Source organism: Pricia antarctica (genome assembly GCF_900101815.1).
GTDB classification, from domain to species: domain Bacteria; phylum Bacteroidota; class Bacteroidia; order Flavobacteriales; family Flavobacteriaceae; genus Pricia; species Pricia antarctica.
In genome coordinates, this window is record NZ_FNAO01000009.1 from 75,150 (window position 1) to 95,573 (window position 20,424).

A 20,424-nucleotide genomic window follows, 5' to 3' on the forward strand; every position below is an offset into this window, starting at 1 on the left:
GAACAATTAAGCGTCTGATTTACCAAGCTTATGACATCCGAAGAAAACCGTATACATCCCGAATATCTACACCGCATAAATAAAGCCTTGGCATTTATTGACCAAAATCTCGACACCCATTTGACCTTGGAATCGGTCGCGAACATCGCCTGTTATTCCCCATATCATTTTCACAGGTTGTTCAAGGCCATTACGCGAGAAACCTTGAACGCTTATATTGCCCGCAGAAGCATTGAAAAAGCCGCATCCATTTTAATGCATAAAAAAGAAGTATCCGTCTCGGAGCTTTCGTTGCAATATGGTTTTTCCAGCAACTCATCCTTTACCCGGGCCTTCAAGAATTTTTATGGGGTGCCACCTACGGAATTCAGAAAAAAACACGTTGACCGACATAGCAAGATACGTCAAACGGAAAGCAAGAATGGACAAGAAAATCATCTCTTTGAAAAATACATTTGCAACATTGATAACCTAATACAATGGATTACAATGAACTCTAACATTGAAATCAAGGAAACGCCCGAACTACATCTGGCAAGTATTACCCAAATTGGGGTCAATGGTATCGAACAGGCCTTTGAACGCCTGATACGTTGGGCGACCCCTAGGGGTCTAATGAACAGCAACGAAGCAAAAATGGCCCGTATTTTTCATGACAGCTTTAAAGTTACCGGACCGGACAAGGTGCGCATGACTATTGGTTTACTTACCAATGCGCCTTTCAAAACCGCTGGTGAAATCCACAAAGCAACTATTGAAAAATCAAAATGTATCGTCGGCCACTTTGAAATAGCACCTGACGGATTCGAGAAAGCCTGGAGCGGACTTTTTATTTGGATGAACGAAAACGGCTATATAAAAGCGGAAGAACATCCCTTTGAAATTTATCAGAATGATTTTAGGGAACATCCTGAGGGAAAAGCTATGGTGGATATGTACATACCTATCGAGTAGAAGAAAATAACAAAGACAAAAAAGGATCAAATCCTATCGTTCTTGGAATTCCTAGTCTTGAACATTTTGTGAATCGCGATCGAATGTGGAAACGTAACTGCCGCTAAGAAGGAGAAAAACAATGCATAGAAAATCTCAAGGTCTTTGAATACATAGTATAGTGCTACAATCCCAATTACGGAAATCAGCCAAAATGGTAGCGCCATTTTCCAATAATCCCAAACTCCTTTTTTATCGACCCTATTATTAAGAAAATAAATTTGGTCATACAGTGACGGTAAGCTATGCCAAAAGACAAAATAGATGGCAAATCCCCATATGAGTGAAGAAACCTTGAAAATAATGGTAAAAATAACAAGATAAAATAGTTCGGCCAGTACTTGTTTCCTAACGATGTTGTCTCTTACTATTAAGAATAGCCACAGCGGTACCAATACAATCAAATCAGAGTAGAACACGTATGAAATGAACGCTTCCGAAACATCATACCCGCTGATAGCAACTACAACTTCATTGACCTCTTCATTTTTTAGCCAAAATAACAGGCTAAGTATAAACATCCCATAGAGTAAGTAAAAAAAACGCTTCCAGATACCCTCGACCAGCGTAAAATCATTTTCCCAGTGCTGTTCCCCAAAGTGGTAGGCACTGCATAGAATGAATATCGAAAGTGCAACAATCGGGGCAAAATAAAAAAGGCCCAAGGCCAAAAGGACAAATACAACATAAAAACTTAAAACGCGACCATAAGATGTGAGCGGACCGGATTCCCAAATTTTGGAAATTAAAAAAATATCATTGGACCCATGTAAAATACCAAAAGACAAAATGAGAAAAAAACTTAAGATAATCTCATATTCGCCATGAATGTAAGAAGTCAACCAGATACAAAAAAAACTGGCCAGAATAGCTATTTGTCTCAAATTTTTCAAAAAATCGGATTATTCATCAATTTATAATAATTCTTTTGAAGGTTTCATAAATATTTTGTTTAACTTTAAACGATTTTGGTTAAACAAACATATAACTTTAAAAAACAATTACTATGAATTCATTACTTATTTTCGCCGATGTAAGCAGCAAACTAGATCCTACCGATTACGTGGGATTTACTTTTTTTGTAGGCAGTATGGCCATGATGGCAGCCTCTGCTTTCTTTTTTCTTTCCTTAAGTCAATTTGATACCAAATGGAGAACCTCTATTCTGGTATCTGGTTTAATTACCTTTATAGCGGCCGTACACTACTTTTATATGCGGGACTATTGGTTTTCAAACTTAGAGTCGCCGACTTTTTTTAGGTATGTAGACTGGCTGCTGACCGTACCCTTAATGTGCGTGGAGTTTTATCTTATCCTGAAGGTGGCCGGTGCCAAAAAATCGCTGATGTGGAAATTGATTTTTGCCTCCGTTGTAATGTTGGTCACCGGGTATTTCGGTGAGGCCGTATTCATGAGCCAAGCAGCGCTGTGGGGTGGTATTTCAGGTCTAGCCTATTTTTATATTGTATATGAAATCTGGCTCGGAGGCGCCAAAAAACTTGCAATTGCCGAGGGTGGGGATGTATTGAAATCACATAAGATCTTATGCTGGTTCGTACTCGTCGGATGGGCCATATATCCGCTGGGATACATGCTCGGTACTGACGGTTGGTATACCAGTATTATAGGGACCGGTAGTGTTGATGTTGTCTACAATATTGCGGATGCTATCAATAAAATCGGTTTCGGACTTGTCATATACGCATTGGCCGTTAAAAAACAAGCGGTACATAGTTAAAAAAATCAGGCTGAAAAAGGCGTGATTCTCTTGGAATGGGGGTCACGCCTTTTGTTTTGAAGTTCGGAGAAAGCTTTTTATTTGGATGAACGAAAACGGCTATAAAAAAGCGGACGAGCATCCCTTTGAAATTTACCACAACGATTTTAGGAAACATCCCGAGAACAAATGTATTGCCGATTTCTATATTCCTATTGAGCGGAAATAGGTGGTACATAAGTTTGAAGAGGATGAAAAAGTATGTTAAATACTGAAAAACATAGTTCTGTTTGTCCTAATTTTGATGTCCGAATGTCACTAAATGATGTGAATTGCCGATAAGCACATCCTAAAAACCGATATTTTAGTACTAAAATATACTAATCGCTTTTCGGCCACGTTGTACCCTTTAAATTTATAAGATGACTATCCTAAATTTTCTGAACGGCAACCTTATCTTTCCGATTTTAGCCCTCTTTGTGCTGGTTATCTTCTTTATTAACCGCCAACGGATGCGGAGGAAATATAAGCGTTAGACGCAAAGTCGCCTATCTTCTTTCCAAGAATCGCTACCTTTGCCCTTTAACCGAAATACATGGGCAAAATACGCATTACCAAACAGTTCAATTTCGAGACGGGTCACGCCCTGTACGGCTATGACGGCAAGTGCCGCAATGTGCATGGGCATAGCTACAAGCTTTCCGTTACCGTTATCGGTACACCGATTTCGGACACCTCGAACGTGAAATTGGGTATGGTCATCGACTTCGGGGATCTCAAAAAAATCGTTAAGGAAGAGATTGTCGACCAGTTCGATCACGCCACTGTTTTCAATAAAAATACGCCCCATGTCGAATTGGCCAAAGAATTGATAGACCGAAACCATCAGGTCATCTTGGCCGATTATCAGCCTACAAGCGAAAATATGGTCATCGATTTTGCAGTGAAAATTAAAGCGAGATTGCCTGAAAACATACAATTGTATTCCCTCAAACTTCAGGAAACCGAGACGTCGTATGCGGAGTGGTACGCCGTTGATAATACGCCCCTTTAATCCTCACACGAGCACAAAAATCCGCTACGCCCCTTTCTTTTGGATTAAAAAATGCAACGGGGCTTTTTCCTATATTTGCCTTCCATGACTACGATTAACATTTCACAGGGCAAAAAGATCTATTTTGCCAGCGATAACCACTTGGGAGCCCCAAATCATGAGCAAAGTTTACCTCGGGAAAAAAAATTCGTGGCCTGGTTGGACGAAATTAAACACGATGCGGCCGCCATTTTTTTATTGGGCGATCTTTTCGATTTTTGGTTCGAATACAAAACGGTTGTCCCCAGAGGCTTCACGAGAACCCTTGGTAAGCTGGCAGAAATATCCGATTCCGGTATTCCTTTGTTCTATTTTGTAGGCAATCATGACCTTTGGATGCACGGGTATTTTGAGGAAGAGCTGAATATTCCTGTTTTTCACCAACCCGAGCAATTCGAAATTAACGGGGCCTCTTTTTTTATAGGGCATGGTGATGGCCTCGGCCCTGGCGACTTCGGTTTTAAACGAATGAAAAAGTTCTTCACCAATCCTGCTGCCAAATGGTTTTTTCGTTGGATTCATCCGGATATCGGAGTTCGGTTGGCGCAGTACTTCTCCGTAGAGAACAAATTGATTTCTGGTGACGACGACGCCAAATTTTTGGGAGAGGATAAAGAATGGCTGGTGCAATACGCCAAACGCAAACTGGAAACCCGGCACTACGACTATTTTGTGTTCGGCCATCGCCACCTTCCTTTGGAAATCGACCTAAATGGCAACTCAAAATATGTGAATCTGGGGGATTGGATCCAGTATTTTACGTATGCGGTTTTTGATGGCGAAAGGCTTCTGTTGGAAAAATTTAAAAGGTAATCGATAATACGCTATTTTTTGACTCCGCTCTAATCGCCACTTTCAAAAGATAAGAAAAAAGCAGCGCTAATTGCTCTCCTCATGTTCCTCGACATCTTTTTTCAAATCCAAATTCCTAAAGGTCGGCGAAACAAAGGCCGTAATTCCCACCGTTAATAAGGTCATCGTTCCCCCGAAAACTACTGCCGTTACCGTTCCCATAAGTTTAGCGGTCGCCCCACTTTCGAAGGCACCCAGTTCGTTCGAAGACCCCACGAACATCGAATTGACTGAGGCGACACGGCCCCGCATATTGTCCGGTGTTTTCAGCTGCAAAATAGTCTGGCGGATAATCATGGAAACACCATCGACCCCACCGCTTAAGAACAAAGCGACTACAGACAGCCAAAAAGAGGTCGAAAGTCCGAATACGATAATACAGATTCCGAAACCGAACACGGCCAATAGCAATTTTTTTCCAGCATTCCTATGCAATGGAAAACGGGTCGATGCGAACATAATCAATGCCGCCCCGACCGCTGGGGCCGCCCTTAAAATTCCAAAGCCTTCCGCACCAACCTGTAGGATATCTTGTGCGTAAATTGGCAATAGTGCTACGGCTCCACCAAAAAGTACGGCGATCATATCCAAGGTCAATGCGCCGAAAACAGCTTTAGAACCAAAAACGAACTTTAAACCTTCTTTTAAGCTCTGAAAAACAGGTTCGCCTATGTTCGGGTTCATAATCGGCTTCTTTGATATTTGAAAGAGGAAAATCAACGCCAAAACCGAAAACCCAAAAATTAGACACATCGACCAGTGCACACCGATCAAGCTGATTGAAAAGCCCGCTAAGGCAGGCCCTAGCACCGAGGCCATCTGCCAAGTGGTACTGCTCCAAGTGGCCGCGTTCGGATATATCTTTTTTGGAACAATCAGGGCAATCAACGAAAAAATGGTCGGGCCTAAAAATGCGCGCACGATTCCCCCTAAAAAGACCAAGAAATATATACCGTATAGCAGGTTTAGGGTCTCCGTTTGGGCCAGAACTGAAGGAAGGCTCAAAATAAAGAGTCCAAAACTAATGACCGAAAAACCTAAGATACATTTAACCAAAAGATTGCGCTTTTCCTTCTGGTCGACAATATGACCTGCGAAAAGGGCGGTCGAGACTGCTGGAATCACTTCCATCAAACCGATAATCCCTAATGAAAGTGGGTCTTTTGTCATAGAATACACCTGCCATTCGATAACGATAAACTGCATCGACCAGGCAAAGACCATGGCAAAGCGGACCAACAAAAAGATATTGAATTCTCTATAGCGGAGTGCGGCGTACGGGTCCATGGTTTACTTTCTCGTAAAAAATTGGCTGCAAAGATAACATTCCAGCCAATTGGAGTAGTTTGTAATAGCTTTAATTTTAGTCGTCCTGTTTTTTCGAAATCGATTGATTGGTCGATTTTAAAGTCCTCACCTCAGATCTCGCAACTTCAACTGTAAACTAAGATTCCCCTGCCATTCATTTTCATCCAAAGAAAAAACGGCACGGAACGATTTTCGTTGAGCGACCAAAGGCAGTTTGTCTCCAAGGTTGAAACCAATAGCGCTTATTGGGCCGATACCGTACTGGGTAATGGAGAGTTTCAAATGCGCCCCGTTTTCGCCAACCCCTTTGGCATATCCAGTATCCTTTAAATACTCGGCCATAAAAATTGGGGCCCGATTCCCAGGACCAAAGGGCGCGAACTGACCAATAATACGCAACAGCTTAGGCGTAATTTGTTGAAACTCGATTTGTGCGTCCACGGCAATTTCGGGTGTGAGCAAATGAGGGTCGATACTTTCGGAGACCACTTTTTCGAACTGCGCCTTGAAAGGTTCGAACTGTTCTTCAAGCATGGTCAGGCCCGCAGCATACTTATGGCCCCCGAACTGCTCGATACAATCGGCGCAGCCTTGAAGGGCATTATACACATCAAAACCTTTAACAGATCGGGCCGAGGCGGCCAGTTTATCTCCACTTTTGGTAAATACCAGCGTCGGCCGGTAATAGGTTTCCGTCAGGCGGGAGGCGACTATGCCGATGACCCCTTTGTGCCACGATTCGTGGTATACGACGGAAGTGAAACGTTCTTCCTCCTTGTTTTCCCGAATCTGAATCAAGGCTTCTTGGGTAATCTCTTTATCAAGACCACGGCGGTCGGTATTGAATTTTTCGATTGTGGACGCAAAGACCTTCGCCCGTTCCATATTGGTTTCTGTCAGCAGGTTTACGGCGTGTTGACCATGCTCCATACGCCCGGCGGCGTTGATGCGGGGGGCGATGATAAAGACCACATCGGTAATGGTCAGCCGTGGTTTTTTTATCTGTTCGATAATAGCCTTAAAACCGATTCGGGGGTTCGTATTGATAACTTGTAGCCCGTAATAGGCCAACACCCGATTTTCTCCCGTCATGGGAACAATATCAGCCCCAATGGCCGTAGCTACCAAATCGAGATAGGGAATCAAATCATCAATGGACTCGCCCCGAAGTGATGCCAGTGCCTGAATTAGTTTGAAACCGACCCCGCAGCCACATAGCTCGTCATAGGGATATAGACAATCTTCTCGTTTGGGGTCTAAAATGGCCACGGCATCCGGCAGATTTTCACCGGGTCGATGATGATCACAGATGATGAAATCAATACCCTTTTCCTTGGCATAAGCGACCTTATCGATAGCCTTTACGCCACAATCAAGTGCGATAATGAGGGTAAACCCATTGTCTTCTGCAAAATCTACACCTTGAAACGAGACACCATAACCTTCGGTATATCTGTCGGGAATATAGGTCGCCACATTGGGATAGTAGCTCAGTAAATAGGATGAGAGCAAGGCAACGGAGGTCGTGCCATCTACGTCATAATCACCATACACCAGAATATTCTCACCCTTCGCTATCGCCGTTTGGATGCGATTTACGGCGACATCCATATCCTTCATCAAGAATGGATCGTGCAGCTCGGATAGCTGCGGGCGGAAAAAACTTTTGGCATTGTCGTATGTTTTTATTCCGCGTTGTATCAGTAATTGCGCTATCAGGCCGTCAACGCCCAAAGCTTTTGAAAGGGTGTTGATGTCGGTCTCAGCTGATTTGGGTCTTATCGTCCAACGCATTTCGCAAATACAAATTCAAAAGTCAAACACAAATTCAAGTAGTGGTCTTAATCTTTATTTTTAATTCTTGTGGCAAATATCTTAATTAACAGTTCGACTTCACCTAAAAAGTCGTTTCATTTCAAACCTGCACCAAATTCAATCTTCGAAAGGATTTTCAAATTCATTCATAACTCTTTCACTACTTTCAAGAAAATAGTAGCCTTGTTCTAAAAATACTTTTCTGATTGCATCTCCTGCATTTCACCAAGATTAAATGTAGAACTACCACTCGAGCGCAATAATTGGTTTCCATAATACGGCCCGGTAAAATCATTCGGTATTGCGACAAAAGATAGAAGCGTTCGCTAAAGAGTTAACAGTCCTTTTTCAAGGTTATAAGGCCTATCTGACATCGGTTTAAATTTACGCTTGACTTTTTGTGTTCGTCTTTGTTTTAAACAGAGTGAAACACTGTTTTAATCTCCATTTCCGCAAACTGGCGAAACATCTCCATCACCCCACAGTACTTCTCAACCGATAGGTTTACGGCCCTTTGCAGTTTTTTCTCTTCGAGATTGTTCCCGTGAAAATGGTATTCGACAACGACCTTATCATAAAATTTCGGATGCTCGTCCGTAAGATGGGCAATCGTTTCGATATGGAAATCGTCGACCTCTAGTTGCATTTTTTTAATAAGTCCGGCAACGTCTAGGCCAGAGCATCCTGCCAGACCCGATAGCATCAGTGCTTTCGGTCGAAACCCCTTGCCTTCTCCGCCGTCATCGGGGCCTGCATCGATTTTCAGGTCTAAACCTGACGGATTATTGCTTTCAAAGGCCATTTTACCGAGCCATTTCGTAGTAATATGATTTGTGGTGGACATAATTTTTCGTTTCTTGTTAAGGTACAAAAGTATGATAATCCGGCTTGTCATTTCGAGCCTTTCGACTTTAGTCTGTGATGAGCGCGGGCAAAGTACTCAATATAGATACACTAAAGTCGAGAACTTAGGAACACGCATCTCGATTATACCTGCCCGCCGGCAATAAACCTTAGCTATGACGCCAATAACAAAGAAACTATGCCACCTATAAACCTAAACTCTGATTACGCATACAAACTCTTGACCCTTATAACAATGCAACTATGCCACTAGTAAACCCCCTATCCCCAGACCATAGTCCCGAGACCAAAAAACTCGCGGAATTCTTCAACGAAACGCTCGGATTTTGTCCTAATTCCGTGTTGACCATGCAGCACCGGCCTGCTATTTCAAAGGCCTTTATCAACCTCAACAAAGCGGTGATGGCCAACGAAGGCAAAGTCACCTCGGCCCTAAAGCGTATGATTGCCTGGGTAAGTAGCAATGCCACCGGCTGCCGGTACTGCCAGGCCCATGCCATTCGCGCCGCCGAACGCTATGGGGCGGAACAGGAGCAATTGGAAAATATTTGGGAATACCGCACCCACCCCGCCTTTTCGGAAGCGGAACGTGCCGCATTGGATTTTTCGCTTGCCGCGTCACAGGTACCTAACGCGGTCAACACCGAAATCAAATCGCGTTTGTACAAACACTGGAACGAAGGAGAAATTGTCGAAATGTTGGGTGTAATTTCTTTGTTCGGATATCTCAACCGCTGGAACGATTCTATGGGAACATCCATAGAGAATGGTGCTGTGGAAAGTGGGAATCAATATCTAGGAAAACATGGATGGGAAAAGGGGAAGCATGACGGATCAAGATACTAGACCTACTTCGCATGACTGTTTTATAAAAAAAGAACCTTGTCTTTCGGCAGGGTTCTATATATCATGATATCGAGCTGAAAACTACTGCTCGGTATTGTAATAAAATCGTTCGTGTACGATATGGTCACCTTTCCAGCGTTGAACGGCTACCTGTTCCATTTTAGCGCGTTGGCCTCCTTTGAAGGTAACGTCCATAACCGATTCGATAAATGTAACGCCCTCTTCTACATCAGACGCCAAATTCACGATTTCCAAAGAGTGGAATTCTCCTATACTAGCCAAAAATTGCTCTTCATACTGGCGGCATTCGGCCTTACCCGTTCTAGTACCCCGTGGTTCTGTCATGATGATATCATTTCCATAATACTGGTCGAAGGCATCCAAAAGTTTATCTTGTTGTAACTGATAGTAGATATCCTTTGCTTTTTCTTTATAATTCATGATGTTAATTTTTAAGTTCCTTCAAGCATACAAATATTATCCATACAACATTTGTATGTACAAGTTATTAATTTATGATTGATAGATTTCGTACTGATAGGCGACCTATTTCAAGCCCTAACCGATAAAAGTTCTGAAACGCGTTTTCGCAACTCCGGCACAACATCAGCCTCGAACCACGGATTCCTTATTGTCCAAAAACGGTTGACGGGCGACGGGTGCGGAAGTACAAAGTAATCAGGCAGGAATTCCGTATAATTCGTGACATTCTCGGTAAGGTTCTTTTTTGAGGTCTTCCCTAGGTATTGATCCTGCGCATATTTTCCGATCAAAAGAGTCAATTTTACCCCCTTCAACCTCTTCAAGACCGCATCGTGCCATAAGGGCGCACATTCTTTCCGGGGCGGCAGGTCTCCTGATTTTGCCTTTCCCGGATAGCAAAACCCCATCGGCAGTATCGCAAAATTATCAGGATTATAAAATTGCGCTTCGGTAACTCCGAGCCATTCCCTAAGTTTTCTTCCGCTGGGGTCTTTAAAAGGCAAGTTATGTTCGTGGGCTTTACGGCCCGGGGCCTGGCTGATTAGAACGATCTTTGAATTTTGGGTACCGGCCACGATTGGTCGCGGTCCTAGAGGCAGGTATGCCTTGCAGACCTCGCAGTTCCTGATTTCGGAGAGTAGTTTTTGCACATTGCTAATTTTGACGATGATAAAATGGTAAAGTCCATAGTTGTATCACGCCGGTTTATGAACATAGGTAATTGTACTAAAAATCGTTTATACCTATGAATATCTTAGTTTTTGAAACCACAAAACGACTACTTCCTACCTCCAACGACCACAACAATCTCCCCCTTCGGCGGTTTTTCAGTATAATGCCGCAAAACTTCCTCCGCGGTACCACGAACCGTTTCTTCATAGAGCTTGCTTAGTTCGCGTGAAACCGAAACAGGGCGATAAGCCCCAAAATACGTCACAAAATCAGTAAGGGTCTTGATTAGCTTATAGGGAGATTCATAAAATAGTATCGTCCGGGTCTCCTCGGCCAAAATTTTTAACCGCGTCTGCCGGCCTTTTTTGGGGGGAAGAAATCCCTCGAAAACGAATTTGTCGTTGGGAAGTCCGCTATTCACCAACGCGGGAACAAAGGCCGTAGCTCCAGGAAGGCAATCCACCTCGATATGTTGTTCTAAACAGGTGCGGACCAACAAAAATCCGGGGTCTGAGATGGCCGGGGTGCCCGCATCGGAAATCAGGGCCATGGTCTCCCCGGCCTGCATGCGTTTGACGAGACCGTCTACCGTCTTGTGCTCATTGTGCATGTGATGGGATTGCATCGGGGTCGCAATCTCAAAATACTGCAGAAGCTTCCCGCTGGTGCGGGTATCTTCGGCGAGAATGATATCGACTTCTTTTAGAATGCGGATGGCCCGTAAGGTCATATCCTCTAAATTGCCGATTGGGGTCGGCACCAAATACAATTTTCCCATTGAATTGATTTATACCTTTTGTATTTAAGCGAAAATTAGTGATTTTTTGACCATTTGAAGTCCTTTTTGAGTTACATAGCAGGGCTACGAACCGAAAAAAAAGCGAAAAAGGACAATTTTTTAGCGAATGAAAAAGATTTTAAATCAGTTCATGGGAAAAATGAGAAGCCGGAATTCGTTCAAGCGATTTCCGGTTACAATTTTTCAAAGGGATTGATAATTTAAGGGCAAGTTTAAAAACAATGTAAACTAGAAATCAAAAGTTTGAGGTGCTGGCTATACATTAAACCCAACAGAGATTAAGCCCAACAGAGATTAAATCGGTCGAATATCGATATACGGAACCCATTTAATTTGATGCCAAGGTTCTCGAAATACCGATTTTCAGGAAGCCAGATCATTAAATAAACGCCAAGGAAAACATACGCCAAGGGCAAACTTTACGAAAACCTCCGCTCGATCAAGAACATAAACCGTTCTTCATATTCTTCTTTGCCCGCCCAATGATTATAGTCGGGTTTGACCATATTTTCTATAAACGAAATCGAACGCTCATGGCTATCGATGGTGTTCAGTTGAGAGAGTACGCGATTGTAATCTTCGGTACTGCCGTTAAACAAATGTTTTACGAAAGCCAAGCGGTTGTTCAGGTCGACCTTGAGCAATTTGTTCGTGCCTTTATCATTAAGCGATTTCGTTCGAATCTCTTTTCTTGAGGTGATATCCTCCTGTGGCATAAAGAGTTCTTTATCGTTCTTCATGTATTCCGGTTTGGCCAGAAATTCCGCTAACACTTCATCTACGGGAATATTGCCGGGCATTTCCGAGACCATATCCTTGATGGTGTCGATACCGGGTATCATAATATCCTCTTCATGTGGATTGCTTTCGGGTACGGAAGAGTTTTCGCTGAGCACAGCATTGGCCATTTTTTCGAACTTGGCGGCGATGACGTTTTTGGACCCGTCCACTTCCACATGATTCAATTTTTCCTCGATAAAACGCAGTACAGCCAACTTTTCGTACAAATTTTTGGCCGCCTCATACAGCTCCCCAATATTTTTCATATCGCGCGAAGTGATGATGTCGGTGGATAACTTCCGTAGTTCTTCCTTCAATTTTTTCTTCATCGTTCCTTTTTTTTGGTATCTGTAATTAAGCTAGCGCTATCTTTTTTACCTTTATCCTTCTATAGTAACAACGGAAAACACTTTAATTTCGTGTTGAGAGACCGTTTTAAAATGGATCAATTGCTTTTTTATATCTCTTTTTGCACATAACTTCGTTAAAAAAATATACCGTAGCCCTGCTATTCTTGAAACTTTTGCCTTGTTCTTTACAAAAATAGTCAATAAAAAATTCAATCGTAGGCTTCAAAACGGTCTTTAAAATTACAAAATGTTTCTCGAAAACACGGTCAACCCCAAGGAACAATTCGGATGGATCGAGGTCATATCCGGCTCGATGTTCTCCGGAAAGACCGAAGAGCTCATCCGCAGATTGAAGCGAGCCAAGTTCGCCAAGCAAAACGTCGAGATTTTTAAACCCATTGTCGATAACCGCTATGATGAGGATAAGGTGATTTCTCACGATGCCAATGAAATCCGGTCTACCGCCGTTCCCGCTGCGGCCAACATCCGTATTTTGGGAGATACCTGCGATGTGGTCGGTATTGACGAGGCCCAGTTTTTCGATGATGAGATTGTAACCGTTTGCAACGATTTGGCCAACAAAGGCATTCGCGTCGTGGTGGCCGGCCTTGATATGGATTTTAAGGGAAACCCCTTCGGCCCCATGCCCGCCCTAATGGCGACTGCCGAATATGTAACAAAGGTTCACGCCATCTGCACCCGCACCGGTAATCTGGCCAATTATAGCTTCCGTAAATCGAATAACGACGCCCTGGTACTATTGGGGGAAACGGAATCGTATGAACCTTTGAGCCGGGGGGCCTTCTACAAGGCCATGTTGAAGGAAAGAGTAAGCCGGTTGGATGTTGATATAGAGGATGTTACTGCGAGTATAAAAAAATCGGATGTCTAAAGCGACCGAGACCGTTCTTGAAATCGACCTTCGGGCCTTGGAACATAATTATCTATATCTAAAAGGAAGGTTACGGCCGGAAACTGGCTTTTTAGGTGTTGTCAAGGCCTTTGCTTACGGAAGCGACTCGATTATCATAGCCAAAAAACTGGAAGCCCTAGGTGTGGACTATCTTGCCGTCGCCTATGCAAAGGAAGGCGTGGTATTACGGGATGCTGGCATCCGGACGCCAATTTTGGTGTTGCACCCGCTACCGGTCAACTTCGATGAAATGATAGAATGCTGTCTGGAACCCAGTCTGTATTCCCAGAAAATTCTAGAGGGATTTCTGGAAGCTGCGAAAAGAAAGGTCCAAAAGGATTATCCCGTACATTTGAAATTTAACACGGGGCTCAATCGGTTGGGATTTGTAGGCAGTGATGTTGATTATCTCGCCGCACAGCTGAACGGTCGGGAAGAACTTAAGGTGGCATCCATCCTTTCGCATTTAGCGGCCTCTGAAGATCTCAATGAAAAAGCGTTTACCCAGAACCAAATCGAAGCTTTTGAAAAAATATCCGTTAAAATCCATAAAAAACTGGATGCGCGTCCCTTTCGTCATTTACTGAATACTTCGGGCATTATCAACAACCCTGAGGCCCAATACGATATGGTGCGCAGCGGTATCGGCCTGTACGGGTTCGGCAACGATGTCAAAATTGATAAACAACTGAGGCCCGTAGCTACCCTTAAAACCGTGATTTCACAAATCCATAGTATTGCGCCCGGCGAAAGTATTGGCTATAACCGGGCCTTCGTCACCCATTCCCCCCGGGTCACCGCGACTCTGCCCATTGGCCATGCGGACGGAATCGGACGGCAGTATGGCAACGGAAAAGCACATGTGACCATACGGGGAAACAAAGCACCTATCGTTGGAAATGTCTGTATGGATATGATTATGGTAGATATCACCGATATCGATTGTCAAGAAGGGGATGAGGTCATTATCTTCGGGGGAAATCATACGGCAAACGAATTCGCCCGTGATGCCGCTACCATTTCCTATGAGCTTTTAACCGGAATTTCCCAACGTGTAAAAAGAAAGATTCTATCCGAATAATTATGAGTTAACATTTCGTTGTGAAATCTTTTTTTGTACTTTGCGCAAGTATTGCGTTAAGTTTCGTGTGTTGGCTAAGCGGTCGTCGTTTTTTGCCAGGTTAAGGCACGACATCGCGAAAGCTGTGGACGAGTCGAGGCGAAGGCAAGGCTTAGCCGTAGCTATGGAACGATTTTTTAACGCAGGGGTTTTAAAAAGGAACAAAGCATGTGCCGACCATAACAAGCTTAACATACCAATACTATAAACAGTTAACACCTAAAAACACAAGACCATGTGGAAAGAATTTAAGAATTTCATTATGACCGGCAATGTTATCGACTTGGCAGTTGCCGTAATTTTGGCAGGTGCCGTCGGACTCGTTGTCAACGGATTTGTAAATGATATCATGATGCCCATAGTTGGTTATTTTGCCGGAGGAATGGATTTCGCCGATATGAAAGTGATACTTTCCGAAGCTGTAATGGCCGCGGACGGGACAGTGGAAAAACCGGAGAGTGCCATCCGTTACGGAGCTTGGATCAATTCGATTATCAACTTGATCATTGTCGGATTTGTACTTTTCATGATCGTGAAATCGTACAACAAGGTACGTGCACCAAAGCCTGCACCTGCACCAAAAGGTCCAACCGCCGAAGAGTTGCTTGCTGAAATTCGCGATGAATTGAAAAAGCAGAACTAAAATAGCATCCGCGTTCCGGTTTAACCGGAATATCACCGCTACATTACATTTATAACCGTAAACCGTCAGTGGGAATTCGCAATTTCCATTGGCGGTTTTTATATTGGGATTTTACTTCAAAACTATGTGGTGGAACCGGATAGGCAGGTGGGTAAGCCTTTAGATGGCTACCAATTTTGGCGAAGTACCGCATGTAAGTTGAGTCTCATTGTGTGCCAATTACATCCGAATTCAAAATTGTTGCAAACACAACATTTTGTTGTAAAATTAATATTCTGATGAGGTATCTTGCCCAATAACCCGCATTGATTTACCTTTGTCCTTCAAAATTCAATACAAGATGAAAGTAGCCGTTGTAGGCGCCACCGGAATGGTAGGCGAAGTAATGTTGAAAGTACTGGCCGAACGTAATTTTCCGATTACGGAACTTTTATTGGTTGCCTCGGAACGTTCGGTGGGCAAAAAGTTGGCCTATAAAGGAAGGACTTATACCATTGTAGGCTTGGCAGATGCCGTTGCGGCTCATCCCGATATCGCCATTTTTTCCGCTGGTGGGGATACTTCGTTGGAGTGGGCTCCAAAATTCGCGGAGGCAGGCACGACCGTAATCGACAATTCCTCGGCCTGGCGCATGGATGCGGACAAGAAATTGGTGGTTCCCGAAATCAATGCGAATGCTTTGACCAAAGCCGATAAAATCATAGCCAATCCCAATTGTTCCACTATACAATTGGTTATGGTATTGGCACCACTGCATAAAAAGTATAAGATGAAGCGAGTCGTTATTTCAACATACCAATCGGTGTCCGGAACGGGCAGTAAGGCGGTAAAGCAACTTGAGAATGAAATGGCCGGTATACAAGGCGAAATGGCCTATCCCTATCCCATAAACCGGAACGCCCTGCCCCATTGCGATGTTTTCTTGGAAAATGGCTACACCAAGGAAGAAATGAAACTCGCCCGCGAACCACAAAAGATATTAGATGACCGCACTTTTTCTATCAGTGCTACCGCTGTGCGTATTCCTACGTCAGGAGGGCATTCGGAATCGGTCAACGTGGAATTTTTGGAAGATTTCGACCTGAACGATGTCCGTAAATTGTTAAATGATACGCCCGGTGTGACGGTTCAGGACAATCCGGATACCAATACCTACCCCATGCCCATTTACGCCCATGACAAAGATGATGTTTTTGTAGGCCGTATCCGCCGCGACGAGACCCAACGTAATACTTTGAATATGTGGATCGTAGCCGATAACCTTCGAAAAGGGGCGGCGACCAATGCGGTTCAGATTGCCGAGTATTTGGTAGAAAACGGATTGGTTTAGTTTCAAAATTTAAAATATTCCACAAGGTCTCTGACAAAATTCTAAAATGTCGAGGGGAAGCTCAGTGGCCAAACTACGTGTTCCAAAATTTAGGTTAAAACCTACCATCTGTCCATTTCATGATGGTATTTTTAGCGAATATCAATCCGTAGCCTATGCCAAAGACCCTAACTATAGTATTGGTAATAATTTTTTTGATACCCAATTCCTCCAAAGCCCAAAACGAAACTAGTAAAGTGAACTATCCCGATACCAAAAAAGTCGATACCGTTGATACTTATTTCAATACCGAGGTCAAAGATCCGTATCGCTGGCTAGAGGACGATCGTAGCTCAGAAACAGAGGCCTGGGTGAAAGCAGAAAACAAAGTCACCTTTGGATATCTGGAAAAAATTCCCTTTCGCACGGCTTTAAAAACCAGGTTGGAAAAACTTTGGAACTACGAAAAATTAGGAGCCCCGTTCAAAGAAGGCGATTACACCTATTTTTATAAAAACGACGGACTTCAAGACCAATATGTCGTTTATCGTCAAAAGGATGACACAGCGCCCGAGGTTTTTTTAGATCCAAATACATTCTCTGATGATGGTACGACCTCGCTTGCTGGATTGAGCTTCACCAAAGACGGGACTCTAGCCGGATATCTGATATCAGAGGGCGGTAGCGATTGGCGGAAGGCCATGGTTATCAATACGGAATCCATGGCAATCGTAGAGGATACCCTGATCGATATCAAATTTAGTGGATTGGCGTGGAAGGGCAACGAAGGCTTTTATTATTCAAGCTACGATAAACCTGAGGGCAGTGAACTCTCCGCCAAGACCGACCAGCACAAAGTATATTTTCACAAATTGGGAACATCTCAAAAAGAAGACCGATTGGTATATGGAGGACAATTTGAAGAAAAACACCGCTATATCGGAGCTTCGGTCAGCGAAGACCAACGTTTTTTGACCATTTCAGCAGCTACCTCTACTTCCGGAAACAAACTGTTCATTAAAGACCTACAAGATCCGAACGGGCTGCTAACTCCCATTGTATCCGATACGGATTCGGACAACTACCTTATTGACAATGTCGGTTCGAAACTTTACATTGTTACCAATAGAAACGCCCCGAATAAAAAAATAATAACAGTAGACGCTGCCGAACCGACCCCAGAAAACTGGAAGGATTTTATCCCGGAAACGGAAAACGTACTTTCCCCGGGCACAGGCGGGGGTTATTTTTTCACGGAATACATGGTCGATGCGGTCTCAAAAGTCATGCAATACGACTACGATGGTACGTTAATCCGAGAGATAAAGCTTCCGGGAGTCGGTAGTGCTTCCGGTTTTGGAGGGAAGAAAGAGGAGACCGATTTCTATTTTTCCTTTACCAATTATGTCACGCCCGGCTCATCCTATAAATATAATGTAGAAAGCGGTACATACGATTTGTATTGGAAACCTGAGATCGATTTTAAATCGGATGAATATGAATCGAAGCAAGTATTTTATTCTTCAAAAGACGGCACGAAAATCCCGATGATCATCACCCATAAAAAGGGATTAGATCTGAACGGTAAAAATCCGACCATCCTGTATGCCTATGGAGGCTTTAACATCAGTATTACTCCCGCGTTCAGCATAGCCAACACCGTTTGGATGGAGCAGGGCGGTATCTATGCGGTGCCGAATATCCGCGGAGGGGGCGAATACGGGGAAAAATGGCACAAAGCAGGTATTAAAATGAAGAAACAGAACGTTTTTGATGATTTTATAGCCGCGGCGGAATACCTTATCGACAAGAATTATACAGCTTCCGACCATCTGGCAATTCGTGGCGGCAGTAACGGCGGACTGTTGGTAGGCGCGACCATGACGCAAAGACCTGATTTGATGCAGGTAGCCCTTCCAGCGGTAGGCGTTATGGATATGCTGCGATATCATACTTTTACCGCCGGCGCGGGATGGGCCTACGATTATGGAACGGCAGAAGACAGTAAAGAAATGTTCGACTACCTTAAAGGCTATTCGCCCGTTCACAATATCAAAAAAGGCATCGAGTACCCCGCCACCTTAGTAACCACCGGCGACCACGACGACCGCGTCGTACCCGCGCACAGCTTTAAGTTCGCCGCCGAGTTGCAGGAAAAACAGACTGGCGAAAATCCTACCTTGATCCGTATCGAAACCAAAGCGGGGCATGGCGCGGGAACCCCCGTAAGCAAAATCATCGAGCAGTACGCCGATATCTTCGCCTTTACCTTGTATACTATGGGATTTGAGGAATTGCCGAATCAGGCCGTTTTGAACTCTCCTTGACTTTTGGTTTGGAACCCAAGGCTAAAGAATACGTCAAGGCGAGTGCCTTGAAAGCGTTCAAAGATTAATCTTTTGAACATCGGAAATGTACTGGAAAAACCGTTTCTTGTACTGACGGATTAATAATTGTTCCAGAACACCCTAGTATGCTACACGTTGACCATGTTTCCTTTGCCTATAATACCCATATTCCTGTATTGGAGAATATCAACCTCAAAGTGGCCAAGGGCGAACATGTTTCCATAATCGGAGAGAGCGGTTGCGGAAAAAGTACCCTGTTGAAGATTATTTATGGTTTGTTGCACCTCGAGGTAGGTGAAGTGTATTGGAACGATACACAAGTACTAGGTCCCCTGCACAATTTGGTGCCCGGGGAGACTTACATGAAATACCTCTCCCAAGATTTTGACCTGATGCCCTACACCACGGTCAAGGAGAACATCAGCGAATTTCTTTCCGTATTCGAACCCCAAGAAATGAAAGCGCGCAGCCTTGAACTTTTGGAGATGTTGGGAATGACGGATTTCGCCGACACCAAGGTCCGATATCTAAGTGGCGGCCAGCAGCAGCGGGTGGCCCTAGGTCGCGTACTTGCGCAAGAACCGGAAATTTTGTTGCTCGACGAACCCTTTAGCCACATCGATAATTTTCGTAAGAACGACCTACGGCGAAACCTTTTCGGATATCTGAAACGTAAAAAAATAACCGTGTTGACCGCCACCCACGACCACAACGATATGCTTCCCTTTGCCGACCGGGTCGTCGTGCTAAGGGATCGTTATATTATCGCCAAGGGTACGCCCAAGAATCTTTATGAACATCCCAAAGATCTATATATCGCCTCATTGTTCGGCGAGGCCAATAAAATTCCCATTAACATTGTAAAATCCTATGCCGATACCAAACGACGCATTATCGTATACGCTCATGAATTCAAGGTTTCAGGCCGATCAGGACTCGAAGTTGTGGTAAAAAGTGCCTACTACATGGGCAATTACTTTATGATTGTCGGTGTTTATGACGGACAGGATATCTATTTTCACCACCACACGCCCTTTGAAAGCGGCAAGGTGGTTTTTCTGAACATTTCCATCGAGACCATCAACCAAAGGATGACCGACACGTTATAATGAACAAAACGATAGTCATACAGGAGTTAGATTTTAAGGCCGTTAGAAGCGGAGGTGCGGGCGGGCAAAATGTGAACAAGGTTTCTACCAAGGTCGAACTAAGTTTCGACGTCGAAAATTCACTAGGCCTTTCCTCCAATGAAAAGGAACGCTGCTATCAAAAACTCGGCAGTAAACTGACCAAGGAAAATATACTGCTTTTATCTTGCGACGAGACCCGCAGCCAGCACAGAAACAAAGACCTGGTCATCAAACGGTTTATGGAAACGATGCGAACAGGGTTAGTTGTGCCTAAAATACGTAGAAAGACAAAACCCAAGAGATCTGCGATAGAGAAGCGGTTGAAATCGAAGAAGAAGAATGCGGAAAAGAAGGCGCGTCGGCAGCGACCGGATATACGATAAATTGTA

At 43.9% G+C, this 20,424-nt stretch carries 20 protein-coding genes and 1 pseudogene; 13 read left to right on the forward strand and 8 right to left on the reverse strand.

Going from position 1 to position 20,424, the window contains the following annotated elements; translation table 11 throughout:
• Positions 1-30: 30 nt before the first annotated feature.
• On the forward strand, positions 31-954 hold the full coding sequence (locus tag BLT07_RS17440; protein ID WP_091872569.1) for an AraC family transcriptional regulator: 924 nt from the start codon (positions 31-33) through the stop codon (positions 952-954).
• Positions 955-980: 26 nt separating this feature from the next.
• On the opposite strand, the gene BLT07_RS17445 is transcribed toward BLT07_RS17440, so the two are convergent.
• A complete protein-coding gene (locus BLT07_RS17445; protein WP_091872572.1) occupies positions 981-1,886 on the reverse strand; it encodes a Brp/Blh family beta-carotene 15,15'-dioxygenase in 906 nt (301 codons plus the stop codon).
• A 113-nt stretch (positions 1,887-1,999) separates the two neighbouring features.
• On the opposite strand from BLT07_RS17445, the gene BLT07_RS17450 reads away from it, so the two are divergent.
• The 4 genes and pseudogenes from BLT07_RS17450 (at position 2,000) to BLT07_RS17465 (ending at position 4,616) form a co-directional block, all read left to right on the forward strand.
• Positions 2,000-2,731: a bacteriorhodopsin-like gene (locus BLT07_RS17450; RefSeq protein ID WP_091872576.1), complete on the forward strand. Its 732-nt coding sequence runs from the start codon at positions 2,000-2,002 to the stop codon at positions 2,729-2,731.
• A 37-nt stretch (positions 2,732-2,768) separates the two neighbouring features.
• Positions 2,769-2,939 (forward strand): annotated as a pseudogene (locus BLT07_RS17455) (GyrI-like domain-containing protein); the annotation flags it as partial.
• Between the two features lie 366 nt (positions 2,940-3,305).
• Positions 3,306-3,764: a 6-pyruvoyl trahydropterin synthase family protein gene (locus BLT07_RS17460; protein WP_091872584.1), complete on the forward strand. Its 459-nt coding sequence runs from the start codon at positions 3,306-3,308 to the stop codon at positions 3,762-3,764.
• An 84-nt stretch (positions 3,765-3,848) separates the two neighbouring features.
• A complete protein-coding gene (locus BLT07_RS17465; protein WP_091873035.1) occupies positions 3,849-4,616 on the forward strand; it encodes a UDP-2,3-diacylglucosamine diphosphatase in 768 nt (255 codons plus the stop codon).
• A 66-nt stretch (positions 4,617-4,682) separates the two neighbouring features.
• On the opposite strand, the gene BLT07_RS17470 is transcribed toward BLT07_RS17465, so the two are convergent.
• The 3 genes from BLT07_RS17470 to BLT07_RS17480 form a co-directional block, all read right to left on the reverse strand.
• The gene (locus BLT07_RS17470; RefSeq protein ID WP_091872589.1) at positions 4,683-5,942 is read right to left on the reverse strand and encodes an MFS transporter; all 1,260 of its coding nucleotides are present in this window, start codon (positions 5,940-5,942) and stop codon (positions 4,683-4,685) included.
• Between the two features lie 126 nt (positions 5,943-6,068).
• A complete protein-coding gene (gene recJ / locus BLT07_RS17475; protein ID WP_091872593.1) occupies positions 6,069-7,757 on the reverse strand; it encodes a single-stranded-DNA-specific exonuclease RecJ in 1,689 nt (562 codons plus the stop codon).
• Between the two features lie 436 nt (positions 7,758-8,193).
• Entirely contained in the window at positions 8,194-8,622 is a 429-nt protein-coding gene (locus BLT07_RS17480) for an OsmC family protein (protein WP_091873040.1), read from the reverse strand.
• A 263-nt stretch (positions 8,623-8,885) separates the two neighbouring features.
• Between BLT07_RS17480 and BLT07_RS17485 the strand changes: the two genes are divergently transcribed.
• The gene (locus BLT07_RS17485) at positions 8,886-9,488 is read left to right on the forward strand and encodes a carboxymuconolactone decarboxylase family protein (RefSeq protein ID WP_091872598.1); all 603 of its coding nucleotides are present in this window, start codon (positions 8,886-8,888) and stop codon (positions 9,486-9,488) included.
• 81 nt (positions 9,489-9,569) lie between these two features.
• Here BLT07_RS17485 and BLT07_RS17490 read toward each other — a convergent pair whose 3' ends face one another.
• From BLT07_RS17490 to BLT07_RS17505, 4 genes are all read right to left on the reverse strand, one after another.
• Positions 9,570-9,929, reverse strand: a complete 360-nt coding sequence (locus tag BLT07_RS17490; protein WP_091872603.1) for a nuclear transport factor 2 family protein — start codon at positions 9,927-9,929, stop codon at positions 9,570-9,572.
• 110 nt (positions 9,930-10,039) lie between these two features.
• Positions 10,040-10,621, reverse strand: coding sequence for a uracil-DNA glycosylase family protein (locus BLT07_RS17495; protein WP_091872608.1), 582 nt, complete (start codon positions 10,619-10,621; stop codon positions 10,040-10,042).
• Positions 10,622-10,749: 128 nt separating this feature from the next.
• Positions 10,750-11,421, reverse strand: a complete 672-nt coding sequence (rsmI, locus tag BLT07_RS17500; protein ID WP_091872612.1) for a 16S rRNA (cytidine(1402)-2'-O)-methyltransferase — start codon at positions 11,419-11,421, stop codon at positions 10,750-10,752.
• 440 nt (positions 11,422-11,861) lie between these two features.
• Positions 11,862-12,551, reverse strand: a complete 690-nt coding sequence (locus BLT07_RS17505; RefSeq protein WP_091872616.1) for a hypothetical protein — start codon at positions 12,549-12,551, stop codon at positions 11,862-11,864.
• A gap of 268 nt (positions 12,552-12,819) precedes the next feature.
• On the opposite strand from BLT07_RS17505, the gene BLT07_RS17510 reads away from it, so the two are divergent.
• From BLT07_RS17510 to arfB, 7 genes are all read left to right on the forward strand, one after another.
• Entirely contained in the window at positions 12,820-13,464 is a 645-nt protein-coding gene (locus BLT07_RS17510) for a thymidine kinase (RefSeq protein ID WP_091872620.1), read from the forward strand.
• Positions 13,457-14,566 (forward strand): alanine racemase, encoded by a 1,110-nt coding sequence (alr, locus tag BLT07_RS17515; RefSeq protein ID WP_091872623.1) that lies wholly within the window; start codon positions 13,457-13,459, stop codon positions 14,564-14,566. The genes BLT07_RS17510 and alr overlap by 8 nt, the downstream gene beginning before the upstream one ends.
• 274 nt (positions 14,567-14,840) lie before the next feature.
• The gene (mscL, locus tag BLT07_RS17520) at positions 14,841-15,248 is read left to right on the forward strand and encodes a large conductance mechanosensitive channel protein MscL (RefSeq protein ID WP_091872627.1); all 408 of its coding nucleotides are present in this window, start codon (positions 14,841-14,843) and stop codon (positions 15,246-15,248) included.
• Between the two features lie 340 nt (positions 15,249-15,588).
• Positions 15,589-16,578 carry an aspartate-semialdehyde dehydrogenase gene (locus BLT07_RS17525; protein ID WP_091872632.1) on the forward strand — a complete coding sequence of 330 codons (990 nt, stop codon included), beginning with the start codon at positions 15,589-15,591 and terminating at the stop codon, positions 16,576-16,578.
• Between the two features lie 155 nt (positions 16,579-16,733).
• Positions 16,734-18,884 (forward strand): prolyl oligopeptidase family serine peptidase, encoded by a 2,151-nt coding sequence (locus BLT07_RS17530; RefSeq protein WP_091872635.1) that lies wholly within the window; start codon positions 16,734-16,736, stop codon positions 18,882-18,884.
• A gap of 146 nt (positions 18,885-19,030) precedes the next feature.
• On the forward strand, positions 19,031-20,014 hold the full coding sequence (locus BLT07_RS17535) for an ABC transporter ATP-binding protein (RefSeq protein WP_091872639.1): 984 nt from the start codon (positions 19,031-19,033) through the stop codon (positions 20,012-20,014).
• Positions 20,014-20,418, forward strand: coding sequence for an alternative ribosome rescue aminoacyl-tRNA hydrolase ArfB (gene arfB, locus BLT07_RS17540; protein WP_091872644.1), 405 nt, complete (start codon positions 20,014-20,016; stop codon positions 20,416-20,418). Before BLT07_RS17535 ends, arfB begins: the two co-directional genes overlap by 1 nt.
• Positions 20,419-20,424 lie beyond the last annotated feature (6 nt).